Origin of the sequence: Deinococcus ficus (genome assembly GCF_003444775.1) — a bacterium.
Taxonomy (GTDB): Bacteria; Deinococcota; Deinococci; order Deinococcales; family Deinococcaceae; genus Deinococcus; species Deinococcus ficus.
In genome coordinates this window covers 334,289-351,264 of sequence record NZ_CP021083.1, presented here as the reverse complement: position 1 = coordinate 351,264, position 16,976 = coordinate 334,289, and the positions used below count along the sequence as shown (strand labels likewise).

Sequence of the window (16,976 nt, the reverse complement as noted above, 5' to 3'; positions counted from 1 at the left end):
GTGCTGGACTTCAGCTCAATGTAGTGGCCCGGCGCACGCTGGACCAGCGCTGGGTGACGGAAAACCGCCTGATCAACGGTCACGCACCCCCGGGATGGGGTGAACATCCGTTGTGCGCCCGGCCCGCTCCCGGGCCGGGCCCTGACAGTCGGCTGACAGGCCAGTGACGCGGGCCTGACAGTCTGCGCGCACGCTGTCAGGCATGAAGAAGACCTTCACCGTGGGCCTGGCCCTCGCGCTGACCACCCTGAGTGCCGCTTCCGCCCAGACCAGCCTCACCGGGGCGGGCGCCAGCTTCCCGTACCCGCTGTACAGCAAGATGTTCGCCGAGTACAAGAAGGCCACCGGCGTGGACGTGAACTACCAGTCCGTGGGCTCCGGCGCCGGCCAGAAGCAGATCAAGGAACGCACCGTGGACTTCGGCGGCAGCGACAACGCCATGACCGACGAGATGCTCAAGGACGCCCCCGCCAAGATCATCCAGATTCCCACCACCATGGGCGGCGTGGTCCCCGCGTACAACCTGCCCGGCCTGACCAAACCCCTGAACTTCACCGGCAAGGTCCTGGCCGACATCTACCTGGGCAAGATCAAGACCTGGGGCGACCCCGCCATCGCCAAGATCAACGCCGGCGTGACCATTCCCCCCCTGCCCATCACCGTGGCCCGCCGCAGTGACGGGTCCGGCACCACGTACGTCTTCGCGGACTACCTCGCGAAGGTCAGCAGCGAGTGGAAGAGCAAGGTCGGCGTGGCGAACAGCCTGCAGTGGCCGGTCGGCACGGGCGCCAAGGGCAACGACGGCGTGGCCGGCGTGGTCAAGAGCACCCCGGGCGCCATCGGGTACGTGGAGATGGCGTACGCCAAGCAGAACAAGCTCGCCTACGGCGCCGTGCAGAACCGCGCCGGGAAGTACATCCTGGCGGACAACGGCCCCATCGCCAACGCCGCCCTGGGCGTGGTCATCCCCAACGACACCCGCGTGAGCATCACCAACAGCGCCCGCGCCGACGCGTACCCGATCAGCGCGTTCTCGTACGTGATGTTCTACCAGGACCAGAAGTACGGCAACCGCACCGAGGCGCAGGCCAAGGCCCTGAAGAACCTGCTCGGCTGGATGCTCAGCTCCGGCCAGCAGTACGCCGAACCGCTCGACTACGGCAAGCTGCCCGCGAACGTGGCCGCCAAGGCCAAGAACCTGCTGAACACCATGACCTACGGCGGCAAGAAGCTGTAACCGAATTCCTGCACCTGCACGGGGCGGTCTCCACTGGGGGCCGCCCGTTTTCACGCCTCCGGTCCACGCCGCCGCGCCCGCCCGCCATGACGCCGGGCTGACGTTTTCCCGGTGAACTGGGGGTATTCGCCCCGGAGGGGCATGAGTCCATGACGAACCCTGACCAGACCCAGCGCGCTTCCCTGACCGCCCCTGCCCCGGCCGCCCGACGGGGCCTGTCCAGCCGCAGTGACCGGGTGTTCGAGACGGTGATCCTGCTGCTCGCCAGCGTGATCGCCCTGGTGTTCGTGCTGAGCCTCTGGCAGCTTGGCAAGGAATCCTGGCCGGCGCTGCAGCGCTTCGGGCTGGAGTTTTTCACCAGCCGCACCTGGAACCCGGTGACCGGGCAGTACGGCGCGGCCGCCATGATCCTGGGCACGCTGGTCACCAGCCTGGCCGCGCTGGCGATCAGCGTGCCACTGGCGGTCGCCAGCGCGCTGTTCGTGGCCGAGTACGCCCCGAAATGGCTGGCGGACCCGGTCGGGTACCTGATCGAGCTGCTGGCGGCCGTGCCCAGCGTGGTGTACGGCCTGTGGGCGCTGTTCGTGATCGCGCCCGTCCTCAGCCGCTGGCAGCAGACCTTCTTCGATCAGGCGAACCACCCCGACCGCTTCGCGAAGTTCATGCAGTGCAGCGCCCTGTGGGCCGAGGGGAAGAACAGCTTCACGTGCTTTTTCGTGCCAGACGGCGCGGCCGGGCGCGGCCTGGCGCTGGCGGTGATCATCCTGACCGTGATGATCCTGCCGTACACCGCGTCGGTGGCGCGGGACGTGATCCGGCTGGTGCCGCAGGACCAGCGCGAGGCGATGTACGCGCTGGGCGCCACGAAGTGGGAGGTGATCTCCCGCGCGATCCTGCCGTACGCCCGCGCCGGGATCATGGGCGGCGTGATTCTCGCGCTGGGCCGCGCACTCGGCGAGACGCTGGCGGTCGCCATGGTGATCGGGGACAGCCAGGACCTCCTGAAGAGCCTGTGGGGCAACGCCAGCACCATGGCGTCCGTGATCGCCAACCAGTTCGGGGACGCGCAGGAGACCCTGCACCGCTCCAGCGTGGTCACGCTCGGGTTCACGCTGTTCTTCCTGAGCGTGCTCGTGAACTACGCCGCCCGCCTGATCATCGCCCGGCTCACGCCGAAAGGAATCCAGCAGTGACCACCCCTGTCCCCGCCGTCCCGGCACGCCCGCACCTGTCCCCGGCCCGCAAGGCGAGGAACGCCCTGATGGGCGCCCTGATCGTGCTCGCCACCCTGGTGGTCGTCGCGCCGCTGATCCTGATCTTCGCTTACCTGCTGCGCGAGGGCTTCAGCGCCATGTTCGGCCTGAACGACGGGATGGCCGACCTGAACTTCTTCACCAGGACCCCCGCGCCGGAAGGCGAGACGGGCGGCGGACTGCTGAACGCCATCACCGGCACGCTGACCATGCTGGGGCTCGCCAGCGTCATCGGGGTCCTGGTCGGCGTGGCCGGCGGGATCTTCCTCGCCGAATACCCCCGCCACCCGCTGATGCCCACCATCCGCATGCTCAGCGACGTCCTCGCCGGCATTCCCGCCATCGTGATGGGCCTGGTCGCCTACGGCCTGGTGGTGCTCACCACCGGGAAGTTCAGCGGCGCGGCCGGCGCACTGGCCCTGGGCTTCCTGATGATTCCCATCGTGGTGCGCACCACCGAGGAAGTGCTGAAACTCGTACCCGGCACCGTCCGCGAAGCCGGACTGGCCCTGGGCCTGCCCAAGTGGCTGGTCACGCTGCGGGTCGTGCTGCCGGCCGCGGCGGGCGGGATCGTCACCGGCGTGATGCTGGCCCTCGCCCGCGTGGCCGGGGAAGCCGCGCCGCTGCTGTTCACTGCGTTCGGCAACAACCTCGTGAACCTGGACCCCAGCAAAGCCATGAGCGCGCTGCCGCTGGAGATCTACAAGGGCGCCACCAGCGCCTACGACGAGAACCAGCGCATGGCCAAGGCCGGCGCGCTGCTGCTGATCCTGATGATCTTCGCCACCAGCCTGCTCGCCCGGCGCTTCAGCCGCCGCCAGTAACCCCAAGGAGCCCCAGAACCCCATGACGACCATCCTCAGCGCGCAGGACGTGAACATCCACTACGGCGACAAGCACGCCGTGAAGAACGTCAACCTGAACTTCGCCCGCGGCACCGTGAACGCCCTCATCGGCCCCAGCGGCTGCGGAAAGACCACCTTCCTGCGCGCCATCAACCGCATGCATGACCTCACGCCCGGCGCCCGCGTGACCGGCCGGATCATCCTGGACGGGCAGGACGTGTACGACCCGGGCGTGGACCCGGTCGCCATGCGCCGCCGGGTGGGCATGGTGTTCCAGAAACCCAACCCCTTCCCCACCATGAGCGTCTTCGACAACGTGGTCGCCGGCCTGAAACTCGCCGGGGTGCGCGACCGCCGGCAGCTCAGCGAGGTCGCCGAACGCTCCCTGCGCGGCGCGGCCCTGTGGGACGAGGTCAAGGACCGCCTGCACACCCCGGCGACCGGGCTGTCCGGTGGGCAGCAGCAACGCCTGTGCATCGCGCGGGCCCTGGCGGTGGACCCGGAGGTGCTGCTGATGGACGAGCCGACCAGCGCCCTGGACCCGGCCAGCACCGCGAGGATCGAGGACCTGATGACGGACCTGAAGAAGGTCACGACCATCGTGATCGTGACGCACAACATGCACCAGGCGGCCCGCGTGAGCGACACCACGAGCTTCTTCCTGGTGGGCGACATGGTCGAGCATGGCGCCACCGAGCAGATCTTCCAGTCCCCGAAAGACGAGCGCACTGAGGCGTACGTCACCGGCCGCTTCGGCTGACGCCGGCTGAGAGGCCGCCCGGCGCTCCCCGGTCCAGTTTGCAGGACCGGGGAGCGCTTCTTTGCATGCCATGGTCCGTCCATGAAGACGGGGAGCAGAGGGGGGTATAGCCGGCCAGCGCGTCCTCAGCGGCAACGCCGCCGGGGAGCGCGCCTGCACGTCCTATTCTCAGAATTCACGTCCAGTACGAACAATTTCCGTCACGCTCTATGATGCCGAGCTGCCCTGTCCGGAGTTTCCACGGTGACAACGACAGAAATGCCGACCCCGCCAAACGGAAGCCCGGGCTTTTCCCGTGCCACACGCCACGAACCTCAATAACGGGAAAAACAGCGTCCTGGAGGCATTTCATATTTCTCTCAGACTGGGAAATGCCGTACTGGCGGGCTGGAATCCCATACCCCCTCTTCTTTTCCCGCAGGGCGTATGTCATGCTGCTCACCATGACCAAAAAGTCATCGAAGGCCCCCGCCAAGAAGCCCGCTGCCAGCGCCAAAGCTGCTCCCCGTAAGGCTGCCGCCGGCGAGTCCAACAAGGTCGCCAAGACCCAGCTGGTGGAAATGGTCGCCGACAAGACCGGCCTGACCAAGAAGCAGAGCGAGGAAGCCGTCAGCGCCATGCTGGACGCCATCGTGACCGCCGTGAAGGGCGGCAAGAGCGTCGGCATGCCCGGCCTCGGCACCCTGAGCGTCAAGGCCACCGCCGCCCGCACCGGCGTGCGCCCCGGCACCAGCGAGAAGATCCAGATTCCCGCCGGCAAGAAGGTCGCCTTCAAGGTCGCCAGCACCCTCAAGGGCAACCTGTAATCCTGACCTGAATTCTTCCAGCAGGCACGCGCCCCCACCATCCGGTCCGGGGGCGCGTGCCTTTCGCTGCGCCCGCGTATGCTCGGGGCATGCCCGCCCCCCGTCCCGTCGTCGGCCTGAGCACCTCACAACTGACAGAAGGCACCGGCCTGGGCCGCGTGTTCAACGGCACGCCCCGCCGCTACACCGAGGCGCTCGACGCCGCTGGGTTCCTGCCCCTGCTGCTCCCCACCCTGCCGGACCTCGCCGAGACGTACGCCGCGCAGGTGGACGCCGTGCTGCTCACCGGCGGCGTGGACGTGCACCCCCGTCACTTCGGGGAGCACCCCCGCCGCGGCCTGGGTCAGGTGGACGGCGAGCGGGACGAATTCGAGATCCGGCTGTACCGCGAGGCGCGCCGCCTGGGCAAACCGGTGTTCGGCATCTGCCGGGGCGTGCAGATGATCAACGTGCTCGAGGGCGGCACGCTGTGGCAGCACCTGCCGGACGCCCCGGAATTCTGGGCGGACCACGCGCAGGTCGCCCCCTCCCCCGCCGTGGGGCACGAGGTGACGTTCACGCCCGGCACCCACCTGCACGCCACGCACGGGGAGCGCGCGTTCGTGAACTCGTACCACCATCAGGCGCTGCGCGACCTGGCGCCCGGACTGGTGGCTGCCGCGCACGCCCCGGACGGGCTGGTGGAGGCCGTGGAGGGCGACGGCCTGATCGCGGTGCAGTGGCACCCGGAGGTGCTTGCCCCGGACTCCCTCCCGGCGCGCGCGTTCTTCCAGAGCTGCCGGAGCCTCTGCTGAGGCAACCGCTGGGCCCGGGTGTATGTTGAAAGCGAGACCAGGCCGTTGACTGAACAGGCGTCCAGGCCGGGCCAGAGGGTGATCCTGCAATGAGTCTGGGTCAGGCCCTTCGGGTGTTCTGGACGGAACGCCGGCACACCGCGGGCTCCGTCGGCGGCCGACCACGACCTTTGAATCGTGCAGGAGGCCAGGCCAGTCTCCCGGCCCTTGAGCAGGGAGGTCATGCCGGCCATCACGTTGACCGCGTTGCGGCCCTTTGCCACACTGGTTCATGACACGTGGGCGTGCCCTGGTAACCTCTCCCCTGCTGCTGGGATCCGCCGTCGCTGCGCAAGGGGAGGCAGGTCACACAGGCCCCCCTGAATTTCTTCTGCCCCTGACCCTGCTGCTGCTCGTTTCCGCCCTGGCCGCCTACCTGTCCTACCGGATTCGACTGATTCCAATCATTGGCTTCCTGCTCGCCGGGGTCCTCGTGGGGCCAGGCGCCTTGGGGCTCATCCGCGACCCGGCGCTGATCAACTCAGCCAGCGAGATCGGCGTGATGCTCCTGCTCTTTACCATCGGGGTGGAGTTCAGTCTGGAAAGGCTCGTGCGCATCGCCCGGCTCATCTTCCTGGGTGGTGGCCTGCAGACGGGTTTGACGGTCGCTGCCGTGTCGGCGGCTCTGCTTGCCTTCGGTGTGGGGTGGCAAAGCGCCGTGTTCACGGGCTGTCTGGTGGCCCTGTCGAGCACCGCGATCGTGATGCGTCTCCTGGCTGAGCGCGGAGAGACCGGCGCCCGCACCGGGCAGGTGGCCCTGGGCATCCTGATTTTTCAGGATCTTGCGGTGGTCCTGATGGTGCTCCTGATTCCCATGCTGGCCGGGCAGGGCGGCGGGCCGGGCGGCGTCGCCCTGGCGCTGGCCAAGGCGGCGGGGATCATCGGCTTTGTGCTGGTCGCGGCCCGGCGGCTCGTGCCTCCCGTGATGGAGGTCGTGGCGCGCACCTGCAGCACGGAGATCTTTCTCCTGACCGTCGTCGCCCTGTGCTTCGGCACCGCCAGCCTCACGGCCATGGCCGGGGTCAGCCTCGCGCTGGGCGCCTTCCTGGCGGGTCTGCTGGTGAGTGAAAGCCGCTACGGGATGCAGGCGCTGGGTGAGATTCTTCCGCTCCAGGTGCTCTTCAGCGCCGCCTTTTTCCTGTCGGTCGGGCTGCAGCTGAACCCGGCCTTCCTCCTCACCCATCTGCCCGAAGTGTTGGGGGCGGTGCTGCTGATTGCCGTGCTGAAGGCGGCCGTGACCACCTTGAGTGTCCGGTTGCTGGGCGAGCCGCTGGACGTGACCCTGCCGGTCGCGCTCCTGACCGCGCAGGTGGGTGAGTTCTCCTTCGTCCTGGCCGCCACGGGCACCGCCCTGGGCCTCAGTTTCGCCGGACTGGGTCCGCAGGGCACGCAGGTCTTTATCGCGGCGACGGTCCTCCTGATGGTCGTCACCCCCGCGCTGGGTGCCCTGGCCACGCCCCTGTTGGGCCAGCGGCCACCCCGCCCCAGCGTTCAGGCCGGGGAGTCTGCCGGGTCGGATCACGGAAGTGCCCTTCCTGTCGCGGACCGGGTGGTGTTTGCCGGGTATGGAGCGCATGCCCGTCTCGCTGCTCGCGCGCTTTCGCGGGTGGGGGTTCCGTACAGCGTCATCACCCGCAGCCCGGACGGCGCAAGCGAACTGTCCGGACGCGGAGCGCCCGTCCTGATCGCCGACTACACCCGGGCCGGCCTGCTGCGCGACCTGGGGATCGCCTCCGCCCGGGTCCTGGTGGTGGCGGACGACGACGCGGAAATGACGGCCCGCGCCGTGAGCGTCGCCCGGACGGTGGCGCCCGACCTGCCCATCATCACCCGGGCAGAAACGCCCGACGACCTCAGTCACCTCAAAGCGCTGGGGGCGCGGCACGTCCTGACCCCCCGGAAGGAGGTGGCCACGGGAATTCTGGACCTCCTCACGCCCCCGGACGTGAGTCGCGCCCAGGTGACTCAACATCTCTCGGAGCACGCCCCAGTGAGCCTCACGCCCGCGCAGCAGGCCCAGTGTCCTCACGCCCTGAGCGCGGCCGGGCCCATCGTCCCCGAGGCCGACGTGTGCCTGGAGTGCCTCGCCCTGGGGGACACCTGGGTGCACCTGCGGACATGCATGACCTGCGGACATGTCGGCTGCTGCGACTCCTCGAAGAACAGGCACGCCACGCAGCACGCGCACGCCCAGGCCCACCCGGTGATTCGCAGCGCTGAGCCAGGCGAAACCTGGGCCTACTGCTATGAGCATGGCTGGACCCGGTGAAGCGGCTCAAGCCGTGCGGCTGAGGCGCCGCTGAGAGGAGCGGAGGGTCGGAGACGACCCGCACCCGCCATCCTCCTCCCCGACCTGCCCGGCACTCCGTTGGGAGGGCCCGATGCGGAACCCGTGTACGGTGCGCGCAGACGGTCCCCGAGGGAGGCCAACAGGTGGGCGGCCCAGGGGACGGGGTGCGGCCATGCTCATCTTTCCCGGGTCACTCGGGAACAGGCGTGCGCCCTGCAGTTTCCGGAAGCGTTCCTCGACCAGATTGGTGGTGTTGTGCAGGTTCCACGCTCCCCTTCGGGCGTCCTTCACGATGATCCCGGGCCGTCCGGCGCTGCGGTCCACCTGCCTTTCGTGACCCTGCCACTCAGGTCCTTCCACTCGTCGGTGCCGTCCGCTCTGATGCGCAGGGCGTCGCTCGCACTCGCGTACGCCACTTCGTTCCAGGCGGACGTCCCGTCGGAGCGGGTGTTGACCGCCATCATCTCGCCGACCTTTCTCCGATGAAATACCCCGTTCAGTAAGGTTCGCGCTCGACGTGTGCCACGAGGCCCCAGTCGTAGAAGTCGTCCCAGACGGAGCTCTGGCAGGTCCCTGAGTCCGAGGTCAGGCTGGCTCCCCGTGCACCCCGATCCCTCACCCTTTGCAGGTCCGTGAAGGGGCCGAGCGTGCACGCCGACTGGCGGCCAGATAGGGCACCAGGCGGCCCCTGCCCGATCTGGCGCGGCTACGCCCAAGTGCGGATGGAAGCCGCCCTGACGGACAGTACGCTGGTGCACGCCGCGCTGAGGCCTGGAGTGAGGGCCCCGAAGGAGACCGCCATGCTGCTGACCATCTCGACCACCCACCACCCCGCCACGGACCTGGGGTTCCTGCTGCACAAGAACCCGGCCCGGGTGTTCACGTTCGGTCTGCCGGTCGGGCAGGGGCACGTGTTCTACCCCGAGGCAAGCGAGGAGGTGTGCACGGCGGCTCTGCTCGTCGAGGTGGACCCGGTGGTGATCTCGCGCGGGCGGGGCGGGGGCCGGGCCGGGCTGCCGCTCGAGCCGTACGTGAACGACCGGCCGTACGCGGCGTCCAGTTTCCTCGGCACGGCGCTGCGTGAGGCGTTCAGCACCGCAATGAGCGGCCGCAGCAGGGACCGCCCGGACCTGGCGGCGCGGTCCCTGCCGTTCGAGGTGCGGTTGCCGGCCCTGCCGGCCCGTGGGGACGCGGCCCTGCCCGGGCGGCTGTTCGGCCCGCTCGGGTACGGGGTGAGCGTGCAGGAGGCGCCGCTGGATCCGCTCTTCCCGGAGTGGGGCGCGAGTCCCTGCCAGGCCGTGACCCTGCGCGCCGAGGTGCGCCTGCGGGACCTGCTTGCCCACCTGTACGTGCTGATCCCGGTGCTGGACGACAGCCAGCACTACTACGTGAGCGAGGCGGAGATCGACAAGCTGCTCCGGTACGGGGCGGGGTGGCTGGACACCCACCCGGAGCGGGACCTGATCACCCGCCGGTTCCTGAAGCACCGCCGGGCGCTGCAGCGCGCCGCGCAGGCGCACTTCACGCCCGAGGAGGACGCGGACGCCGGGGCGCCCGGGGCGCGGAACGTCTCCCTGAACGAGCAGCGGCTGGAGGCGGTGAAGGCGGAGCTGCTCGCGGCCGGGGCCGCGAGCGTGCTGGACCTCGGGTGCGGGGAGGGCAACCTGCTGGCGCGGTTGCTGCCGGAGCGGCAGTTCACGCGGCTGCTCGGCATGGACGTCAGTCCGCGCGTGCTGGACCTCGCCCGGGAACGCCTGCGCCTGGCGGAGCTCCCGGAGCCCTACCGGGCCCGGCTGACCCTCGTCCAGGGGTCGTTGACGTACCGGGACGCCCGCCTGCGGGGCTTTGACGCGGCGGCGGTCGTGGAGGTCATCGAGCACCTCGACGGGGCGCGGCTGTGGACGCTGGAACGCACCCTGTTCGGCGACGCCCGGCCTGCGACGGTGGTGCTGACCACCCCGAACGAGGAGTTCAACGCTCGCTGGGCCACGCTGCCGGCCGGCACGGTCCGGCACGACGACCACCGCTTCGAGTGGACGCGCCAGGAGTTCCGCACGTGGGCGCAGCGGGTGGCCGGGGAGTTCGGGTACGCGGTGACCTTCCGGGACGTGGGAGAGGTGGACGCCGCCCTCGGGCCGCCCACGCAGATGGCCGTCTTCCGCCGGGAGGCGCCGTGACCGCGCCGGAGCGCGGCCCGGCGCGGGGCACCGACCGGCGGCCCCTGCCGGTGGGCACGCAGGTGGTCACCCGCACCGCGCTGCACTCTCCTTCCGGGGAGGTCAGCCGGCCGGCCGGCGCGGTCGGGCGGGTGGTGGCGGCGCCGGCCGACCTGCGGAACGCGTACCGGGTCAGCTTCCCGGATGGCACGGTCCGCGCGTTCCTGCGCGCGGACCTGGAAGTCCAGCGGCACCACGCCGAGCCCACCCCGCCGAACCAGCCGGACTGGTTCGCGTGGGTGCAGTACCGCTGCGTGGTCGGCTCCCGCGCCTTCGGGCTGGACACTGAAGGCAGCGACACCGACCGCCGGGGCTTCTACCTGCCGCCCGCGGAACGGCACTGGAGCCTGTGGGGCGTGCCGGAGCAGCTGGAGAACGACGCCACGCAGGAGACGTACTGGGAGCTGCAGAAGTTCCTGACGCTGGCGCTGAAGGCCAACCCGAACGTCCTGGAGTGCCTGTACACGCCCCTGGTGGAGCACGTCTCCCCGGTCGCGCAGGACCTGCTGGACCTGCGGGAGGCGTTCCTGTCCACGCTGGTGTACCAGACGTACAACGGGTACGTCCTCTCGCAGTTCCGGCGGATGGAAGCCGACCGCCGCACCCACGGGCAGGTCCGGCCGAAGCACGCGATGCACCTGATTCGCCTGCTTCTCTCAGGCATTGCCGTGCTGGAGCAGGGCGAGGTGATGGTGCACGTCGGAGAGCACCGGGACGCCCTGCTGGCCGTCAAGCGGGGCGAGGTGAGCTGGGCGGACACCGAAGGCTGGCGTCTGGACCTGCACGCCCGCTTCGACGTGGCCCTGGCCCGCACACGCCTGCCGGACCGGCCCGATTACGACCGCGTGAACGCTTTCCTGATCCGCGCCCGCCGCCGCATGCTGGACGCCCCGACCCCTCTGGAGATCGCATGAGCACCCCATTGACCATTCCCGCCGCCCTTCAGGCCGCGGTGAGCGACCACCCGTATCCCCTGCTGTTCGCCACGATCAGTGGCGCGCACCTGTACGGCTTTCCCAGTGCCGACAGCGACTGGGACCTGCGCGGCGTCCACCTGCTGCCCGTCCGGGAGGTGCTGGGCCTGCAGGACACGCAGGACACCGTGGAGGTCATGTACGACCCGGCCCGGCACGCCGTGGACCTGGACCTCGTGACGCACGACGCCGCGAAGTTCTTCCGGCTGCTGCTCAAACGCAACGGGTACGTGCTCGAGCAGCTGCACTCCCCGCTGGTCGTGCACACCACGCCGGAACACGCCGAACTCCGGCACCTGGCGGCGCGGGTCGTCACGCGGCATCACGCGCACCACTACCTGGGCTTCAGCGCGAACCAGTGGCAGATGTTCCAGAAGGAGTCCCCGCGCCGGGTCAAGCCGCTGCTGTACACCTTCCGCACCCTGCTGACCGGTCTTCACCTGATGCGGACTGGGAAGACTGAGGCGAACCTGACGCACCTGAACGCCGAGGTGAGGCTGGGGTACTTGGACGACCTGATGGACCAGAAGCGCGGCGGGGCGGAGAAGGAACCCTTCACGGGTGACGTGGCGTTCTACGAGCGGGAGTACCGGCGGCTCTCGCGTGACCTCGAGGACGCCCGGGACGCGAGCGGCCTGCCGGTCGAGGTCGATGTGGCCACGGTGGACGCGTTGAGTGACCTGCTGGTCCGCCTCCGGCTGAAGGAGGGGGCGTGACGGCCCTGACCGGCACGGTGGCGCCGCTGTACGCCGCCTTTGCGGACGTTCCCCACCCGGGTCGCGTGGACGGCTGCACGAACTGCTGCATCAGTGAGGAAGAACTGGCGGTCCTGTCCTCGAGAAACCGAGAGGAGCTCAGCGCCGCGGACCTCCGGTCCTACGGTGCCAACGCCCCGGACACGGTCGGCGCCCCGGGTGACTTCCAGTACTTCCTGCCCCGCCTTCTTGAGGTCTCGGCCACCGGCGAACTGAACTGGCCGGACCGGAGCTGGGTCGTCCGCCGCCTGCGGTTTGTGCCCTGGAGGGACTGGCCGGACCCTCAGCGGAACGCGGTCCGGGCGTACCTCCGGGCGTGGTGGCTTCAGGCGCTCACCTCGATCCTGCCGACCGATGATCCCTGGGAAGTGCTGGCCTCGCTCACCGAGGTGGAGCCGGAGGTGGCCTGGGACGACTACCTGACCCTCTGGCTGGCGTCTGGCCGGTCCGCCCGGTGCTGGCTGGCGCGGTTCGTGAACGAGCACCTGACGGGCCTCATGCTGAACCGGGCATGGAACAGTTTCGCGCGGCGTGACTCCGGGCCAGTGCTGCTGTCGTGGCTGCGCAGCGGCCCTCCGGGCCGGGCACTCATGGAGGAGTACGAGCATGACCCGGACGCCCCCGAGGCGCAGGCGTTCCTCGCGGCGGCCGCCCTTCTGGTGCGTCCATGACGACGATTCACCTGCCGGAGCTGTGCCTGGTGGCCCTGGTGGGCGCGTCGGGGTCCGGGAAGACGACGCTGGGTGGACGGCTGTTCGCGCCGGGCGAGGTGCTGTCCAGCGACGCCTTCCGGGTGCTGGTCGCGAACGACGAGAACGTCCTGGACGCCAACGGGGACGCCTTCGACGCGCTGTACTTCGTGGCCCGGAAGCGCCTGGCGCGGGGCCTGCTGACCGTGATCGACGCGACGAACGTGCAAGCGGACGCCCGGAAGCGGATCGTGGACCTGGCGCGTGAGTTCGACGTGCTGCCGGTGGCGGTCGTGCTGGACCTGCCCGAGGAGGAACTGCTGGCCCGGCACGCGGCCCGGGCGGACCGGCCGTTCGGGCCGGGCGTGGTCCGGCAGCAGGTGCAGCAGTTGCGGCGGTCCCTGCGGAGACTGCAGGGGGAGGGCTTCCGGCACGTGACGGTGCTGGGTGGCGCGCAGGAGGTACAGGCCGCGCAGGTGGTGCGCGAGCGGCTGTACAACAACCTCCGGCATGAGCCGGGCCCGTTCGATTTCATCGGGGACGTGCACGGCTGCCTGCCGGAACTGCGCGACCTGCTGGGCGCACTGGGGTACGCCGTCGCAGAGGACCTGAGCGTCACGCCTCCAGCGGGCCGGAAGGCCGTGTTCGTGGGAGACCTCGTGGACCGCGGGCCGGACACGCCCGGCGTGCTGCGGCTGGTGATGGGCATGGTCCGTGCCGGAACGGCCCTGTGCGTGCCCGGGAATCACGACGTGAAGCTCCTGCGGGCCCTGCAGGGGAAGAAGGTCACGGTCTCCCACGGCCTGGACCGGTCGCTTGAGCAGTTGCAGGCGCAGCCCCCGGAGTTCCGGCGGGAGGTGGCCGGTTTCCTCGAGGGCCTGGTCAGCCACTACGTGCTGGACAGCGGCCGGGTGGTGGTGGCGCACGCCGGGATGAAGGAGGCGTACCAGGGCCGCGCGTCCGCCCGGGTGCGGGAGTTCGCGCTGTACGGCGAGACGACCGGGGAGACCGACGAGTTCGGCCTGCCGGTCCGCTGGAACTGGGCGGCCGAGTACCGCGGGCAGGCGCATGTGGTGTACGGGCACACGCCCGTCCCGCACGCCGAGTGGCTGAACCGGACGATCGACATCGACACCGGCTGCGTGTTCGGCGGTCACCTCACCGCCCTGCGCTACCCGGAGCTCGAGGTCGTGAGCGTACCCGCGCGGGAGGTGTACGCCGAACCCGTGCGGCCCCTGCAGCCCGCGCGGGAGCCTGGAAGCGCGCAGCAGGTGAATGACGAACTGCTCGACCTCGCGGACGTGACCGGGAAACGCGTGATCGAGACGCGCCTGCGCGGCCGCGTCACGGTCCGGGAGGACGAGGCGGCCGCGGCGCTGGAGACCCTGAGCCGCTTCGCCACGGACCCGCGCTGGCTGCTGTACCTGCCGCCCACCATGAGCCCCAGTGAGACCAGCACCCGCGAGGGGTACCTCGAGCATCCGGAGGAGGCCTTCACCCACTACCTGAACGCAGGCGTGGCGCAGGTCGTGTGCGAGGAAAAGCACATGGGGTCCCGCGCGGTGCTGGTGCTTGCCCGGGACGCGGACGCCGCCCAGCGGCGCTTCGGCGTGCGGGACGGCAGACAGGGGACTGTGTACTCCCGGTCCGGCCGGGCCTTCTTCGAGGATGAGGCCCTGGAGCGGGACCTCGTCGCCCGGGCGGCGGACGCCATCAGCGCGGCCGGGCTGTGGGAGGAACTGGGGACGGACTGGGCGCTGCTCGACGCCGAGATCCTCCCGTGGTCCCTGAAGGCCGGGGCGCTGCTGCGGGGGCAGTACGCCGCGGTCGGCGCGGCGGCCCGGGCGACCCTGCCGGCCGAGGTCAGCGTGCTCGAGGCGGCCGTCGCGCGGGGCCTGCCACTGGGGGACCTGCTGGACCGCACCCGGGCGCGTGAGGCGCTGACGGCCGCGTACGTGGACGCGTACCGGCAGTACGTGCGGCGCGCGCACGGGCTCGCGGACGTCCGGATCGCGCCTTTTCACCTGCTGGCCAGCGAGGGGCACGTGCACTCCGGCCAGGATCACCTGTGGCACATGAGGACGCTCGCCCGGCTTGCGGACGCCGACCCGGCGCTGTTCATCGCCACGCGGCACCGCACGGTGGACCTGAGGGACGACGCCAGCCGGCAGGCGGCCACCGAGTGGTGGCTGGCCCTCACGGCGGGCGGCGGGGAGGGCATGGTGGTCAAGCCGCTGCACTTCCTCACGCGGGGGCACAAGGGCCTGGTGCAGCCGGCCATGAAGGTCCGGGGCCGGGAGTACCTGCGGATCATCTACGGCCCGGAGTACACCCTCCCGGAGCACCTGGAACGCCTGCGGGCGCGCGGGCTGAGCGGCAAGCGGGCGCTGGCCCTGCGGGAGTTCGCGCTGGGCCTCGAGGGCCTGGAGCGCTTCGTGGCCGGGGAGCCGCTGCGCCGCTTGCACGAGTGCGTGTTCGGCGTGGCCGCGCTGGAAAGCGAGCCGCTCGACCCTCGCCTGTAACGCCCGCGCCGGCTCAGGGGGTCTGGTGGCCCTCCCCCTGAGCCGGTTCACTGAATTCGATGGGGGGTTGCGGGAGGGTCCGCGCTTCCCGGCGCGCCTCGTCGGACGCGCTGAACATTCCTTCCAGGTCCGCCTGCAGCAGGCGGCGCACGGCCAGCAGCATCAGAATGCCGGCACGTCATCTGGCTCATCCGCAGCCCTTCAGGTTCACGGGAGCCTGCCCCTTAGAACCCGATTGGGAATTTCACGCCGATCTGGGCGGGCGAATACATAAAGGATGTCGTCACAGACGTACGATTCCGACCTCATTGATACCGAGTGGGAAATGCTGAGTGGAGTGTGGCCCCCACGTTCTGCGCGAGGGGCGCCTTCACGGTGGTCAACCCGCGAGATCGTCAGTGCCGTGCTGTACGTGCTGCGTAGTGTGACCGCGTGGAGGGCACTGCCCCACGACTTTCCGCCCTGGCAGACGATGTACGACCACTTCCGTCCGTTGAAGATGGTTGGCGTGTGGGAACGCATCCATCGGAGTTGGGCCGCTTCACATACACGAACGCCAACTGCGCCCGCTTTGCGGTGGCGCCCACGAACCAGGGTCAGGGCGGCAACCTCAAGGCCGTGAGCATCCACAGTCTGCGCACCGGCGATCAGATCGGCCCGTACCTCCGCGGGGACGCCGCCCAGATCACCACGTTGCAGTGGGCAGACAGTCGCCTCGCCATCGGCGAATTCCGCGGTCGCGTGGAGGTCGTCGAGGTCCGCTGAACCCACCCGGCGCCGAATGCTGAGGGACACCACGATGATCGGAAGGAGCAGCTGCCAACCGGACGGGTGCTCATTCTGGTCTGAATGTGGAGCACGCCGCAACGACCGCTGAACCTGACTCAGGGGTCCGGATGCGACCCGACCCTGTAGATCATGGGCGTGAGGGAGAGTTCGCCGGACATCGTGATCATCTCGTCATGCTGGGCCAATCCCGGGATGCCGATTTCCACATGTTCTTCCTAGAGCCAGATCTTTCGGGGGTTATGAAGTCATACGCCAGGAGCCGCTGGGCGGCACCGATCAGCACAAGACTGGTGTCCGGCACGACGACCACGCCGAGTGGGAACCCCTGGGGATCGAGCGCTCGATGTTGCGAGACTAGGAGCGCGGGGTCACCACCCTGAGGAGCGATGGTGACCGTGGGGATGATTCCGGGCTCGCGACTGTGAAGGTTATATTCATCGACCAGCGTGGCGCGCTGCCGCAGTGTCGCGTCGTGCGCCGGTACTCGATCCCAGACCTGGATGTCGAACGTACCGACGTGAACGTGGGTCACGTGGTCATGCCAACGGTCCCGCTGGCGTCCGGTATTGAGGTGCGTTCCAGAGTCGACCTGATCCGCTGCAGGGAATCAGCCGGTTTCCGCGCGGCCTGCAGAGGATCCACCGTGGCCACGGTGAGCAACAGGTAAGCAGGATTCAGGATCCGGCGCGGGGGTAGGCGGCTGCCGGGGCAGCGAATCATGATGGGGCATGGAGACCTTTCTGGCGGACCGGCAGATTTCCAGGGTCGAAAAGCTGAGTGACGGGGCGGTCGTGCTGAGCCTCGCGCAGGGCGTGGACGCGCCGAGGGCGGGGGACGTCGTGGTCACCAGCATCGGAACTTGGCTGGTGGAGGGCCGGTTCCCGGGGCCCCGCGGCACGCAGTTGCGGGTATGGTCCAACCCGCATCACTGAACCGTTTGCCCGCCATCGACGGGCACAAGGGACTCTCATGCTGATTTGGTGGGGGCGCTTCGCTTTCGGCATGGC

Annotated in this window: 17 protein-coding genes; 15 read left to right on the top strand and 2 right to left on the bottom strand. The window is 69.6% G+C overall.

The genetic code is table 11. The annotated features are described in order from the left end of the window. Positions 1-202: 202 nt before the first annotated feature. The 12 genes from pstS (at position 203) to DFI_RS17965 (ending at position 15,180) form a co-directional block, all read left to right on the top strand. Complete coding sequence (gene pstS, locus DFI_RS18020; protein WP_027462283.1) at positions 203-1,237, top strand: phosphate ABC transporter substrate-binding protein PstS; 1,035 nt, start codon at positions 203-205, stop codon at positions 1,235-1,237. A gap of 149 nt (positions 1,238-1,386) precedes the next feature. Continuing rightward, complete coding sequence (gene pstC, locus DFI_RS18015) at positions 1,387-2,430, top strand: phosphate ABC transporter permease subunit PstC (RefSeq protein ID WP_051307524.1); 1,044 nt, start codon at positions 1,387-1,389, stop codon at positions 2,428-2,430. Between the two features lie 68 nt (positions 2,431-2,498). Further along, positions 2,499-3,314: a phosphate ABC transporter permease PstA gene (gene pstA, locus DFI_RS18010; RefSeq protein WP_081425773.1), complete on the top strand. Its 816-nt coding sequence runs from the start codon at positions 2,499-2,501 to the stop codon at positions 3,312-3,314. A gap of 22 nt (positions 3,315-3,336) precedes the next feature. Continuing rightward, positions 3,337-4,095 (top strand): phosphate ABC transporter ATP-binding protein PstB, encoded by a 759-nt coding sequence (gene pstB / locus DFI_RS18005; protein ID WP_027462280.1) that lies wholly within the window; start codon positions 3,337-3,339, stop codon positions 4,093-4,095. Positions 4,096-4,526: 431 nt separating this feature from the next. Next, the gene (locus DFI_RS18000; protein WP_027462279.1) at positions 4,527-4,901 is read left to right on the top strand and encodes an HU family DNA-binding protein; all 375 of its coding nucleotides are present in this window, start codon (positions 4,527-4,529) and stop codon (positions 4,899-4,901) included. A gap of 89 nt (positions 4,902-4,990) precedes the next feature. Continuing rightward, positions 4,991-5,695 carry a gamma-glutamyl-gamma-aminobutyrate hydrolase family protein gene (locus DFI_RS17995; protein WP_027462278.1) on the top strand — a complete coding sequence of 235 codons (705 nt, stop codon included), beginning with the start codon at positions 4,991-4,993 and terminating at the stop codon, positions 5,693-5,695. A 271-nt stretch (positions 5,696-5,966) separates the two neighbouring features. Further along, a complete protein-coding gene (locus DFI_RS17990; protein WP_027462277.1) occupies positions 5,967-8,003 on the top strand; it encodes a cation:proton antiporter domain-containing protein in 2,037 nt (678 codons plus the stop codon). A gap of 821 nt (positions 8,004-8,824) precedes the next feature. After that, positions 8,825-10,201, top strand: coding sequence for a 3' terminal RNA ribose 2'-O-methyltransferase Hen1 (locus DFI_RS17985; RefSeq protein WP_027462276.1), 1,377 nt, complete (start codon positions 8,825-8,827; stop codon positions 10,199-10,201). Continuing rightward, entirely contained in the window at positions 10,198-11,154 is a 957-nt protein-coding gene (locus DFI_RS17980; RefSeq protein WP_081425742.1) for a nucleotidyltransferase domain-containing protein, read from the top strand. The genes DFI_RS17985 and DFI_RS17980 overlap by 4 nt, the downstream gene beginning before the upstream one ends. Beyond that, a complete protein-coding gene (locus DFI_RS17975) occupies positions 11,151-11,930 on the top strand; it encodes a nucleotidyltransferase domain-containing protein (RefSeq protein WP_027462274.1) in 780 nt (259 codons plus the stop codon). The genes DFI_RS17980 and DFI_RS17975 overlap by 4 nt, the downstream gene beginning before the upstream one ends. Beyond that, positions 11,927-12,640: a hypothetical protein gene (locus DFI_RS17970; protein WP_027462273.1), complete on the top strand. Its 714-nt coding sequence runs from the start codon at positions 11,927-11,929 to the stop codon at positions 12,638-12,640. Before DFI_RS17975 ends, DFI_RS17970 begins: the two co-directional genes overlap by 4 nt. Continuing rightward, positions 12,637-15,180 (top strand): polynucleotide kinase-phosphatase, encoded by a 2,544-nt coding sequence (locus DFI_RS17965; RefSeq protein WP_027462272.1) that lies wholly within the window; start codon positions 12,637-12,639, stop codon positions 15,178-15,180. The genes DFI_RS17970 and DFI_RS17965 overlap by 4 nt, the downstream gene beginning before the upstream one ends. 13 nt (positions 15,181-15,193) lie before the next feature. Here DFI_RS17965 and DFI_RS20375 read toward each other — a convergent pair whose 3' ends face one another. Then, positions 15,194-15,343, bottom strand: coding sequence for a hypothetical protein (locus DFI_RS20375; RefSeq protein WP_162899089.1), 150 nt, complete (start codon positions 15,341-15,343; stop codon positions 15,194-15,196). Positions 15,344-15,457: 114 nt separating this feature from the next. Here DFI_RS20375 and DFI_RS21095 point away from each other — a divergent pair, with 114 nt between their 5' ends. Then, complete coding sequence (locus DFI_RS21095) at positions 15,458-15,802, top strand: transposase (protein ID WP_081425741.1); 345 nt, start codon at positions 15,458-15,460, stop codon at positions 15,800-15,802. Beyond that, positions 15,712-15,945 carry a hypothetical protein gene (locus tag DFI_RS20370; protein WP_027462271.1) on the top strand — a complete coding sequence of 78 codons (234 nt, stop codon included), beginning with the start codon at positions 15,712-15,714 and terminating at the stop codon, positions 15,943-15,945. The genes DFI_RS21095 and DFI_RS20370 overlap by 91 nt, the downstream gene beginning before the upstream one ends. Positions 15,946-16,132: 187 nt before the next feature. Here DFI_RS20370 and DFI_RS20365 read toward each other — a convergent pair whose 3' ends face one another. Further along, entirely contained in the window at positions 16,133-16,501 is a 369-nt protein-coding gene (locus DFI_RS20365; protein ID WP_155864502.1) for a hypothetical protein, read from the bottom strand. A 196-nt stretch (positions 16,502-16,697) separates the two neighbouring features. Here DFI_RS20365 and DFI_RS17955 point away from each other — a divergent pair, with 196 nt between their 5' ends. Then, on the top strand, positions 16,698-16,901 hold the full coding sequence (locus tag DFI_RS17955; RefSeq protein ID WP_022802808.1) for a hypothetical protein: 204 nt from the start codon (positions 16,698-16,700) through the stop codon (positions 16,899-16,901). The last annotated feature ends 75 nt before the right edge of the window (positions 16,902-16,976 follow it).

What these genes read in the sequence shown, in the direction of transcription:
- pstS (WP_027462283.1), top strand. Translation starts at nt 203, where the DNA reads ATGAAGAAGACCTTCACCGTGGGCCTGGCCCTCGCGCTGACCACCCTG.
- pstC (WP_051307524.1), top strand. Translation starts at nt 1,387, where the DNA reads ATGACGAACCCTGACCAGACCCAGCGCGCTTCCCTGACCGCCCCTGCC.
- pstA (WP_081425773.1), top strand. Translation starts at nt 2,499, where the DNA reads ATGGGCGCCCTGATCGTGCTCGCCACCCTGGTGGTCGTCGCGCCGCTG.
- pstB (WP_027462280.1), top strand. Translation starts at nt 3,337, where the DNA reads ATGACGACCATCCTCAGCGCGCAGGACGTGAACATCCACTACGGCGAC.
- DFI_RS18000 (WP_027462279.1), top strand. Translation starts at nt 4,527, where the DNA reads ATGCTGCTCACCATGACCAAAAAGTCATCGAAGGCCCCCGCCAAGAAG.
- DFI_RS17995 (WP_027462278.1), top strand. Translation starts at nt 4,991, where the DNA reads ATGCCCGCCCCCCGTCCCGTCGTCGGCCTGAGCACCTCACAACTGACA.
- DFI_RS17990 (WP_027462277.1), top strand. Translation starts at nt 5,967, where the DNA reads ATGACACGTGGGCGTGCCCTGGTAACCTCTCCCCTGCTGCTGGGATCC.
- DFI_RS17985 (WP_027462276.1), top strand. Translation starts at nt 8,825, where the DNA reads ATGCTGCTGACCATCTCGACCACCCACCACCCCGCCACGGACCTGGGG.
- DFI_RS17975 (WP_027462274.1), top strand. Translation starts at nt 11,151, where the DNA reads ATGAGCACCCCATTGACCATTCCCGCCGCCCTTCAGGCCGCGGTGAGC.
- DFI_RS17965 (WP_027462272.1), top strand. Translation starts at nt 12,637, where the DNA reads ATGACGACGATTCACCTGCCGGAGCTGTGCCTGGTGGCCCTGGTGGGC.
- DFI_RS20375 (WP_162899089.1), bottom strand. Translation starts at nt 15,343, where the DNA reads ATGCTGCTGGCCGTGCGCCGCCTGCTGCAGGCGGACCTGGAAGGAATG.
- DFI_RS21095 (WP_081425741.1), top strand. Translation starts at nt 15,458, where the DNA reads ATGTCGTCACAGACGTACGATTCCGACCTCATTGATACCGAGTGGGAA.
- DFI_RS17955 (WP_022802808.1), top strand. Translation starts at nt 16,698, where the DNA reads ATGGAGACCTTTCTGGCGGACCGGCAGATTTCCAGGGTCGAAAAGCTG.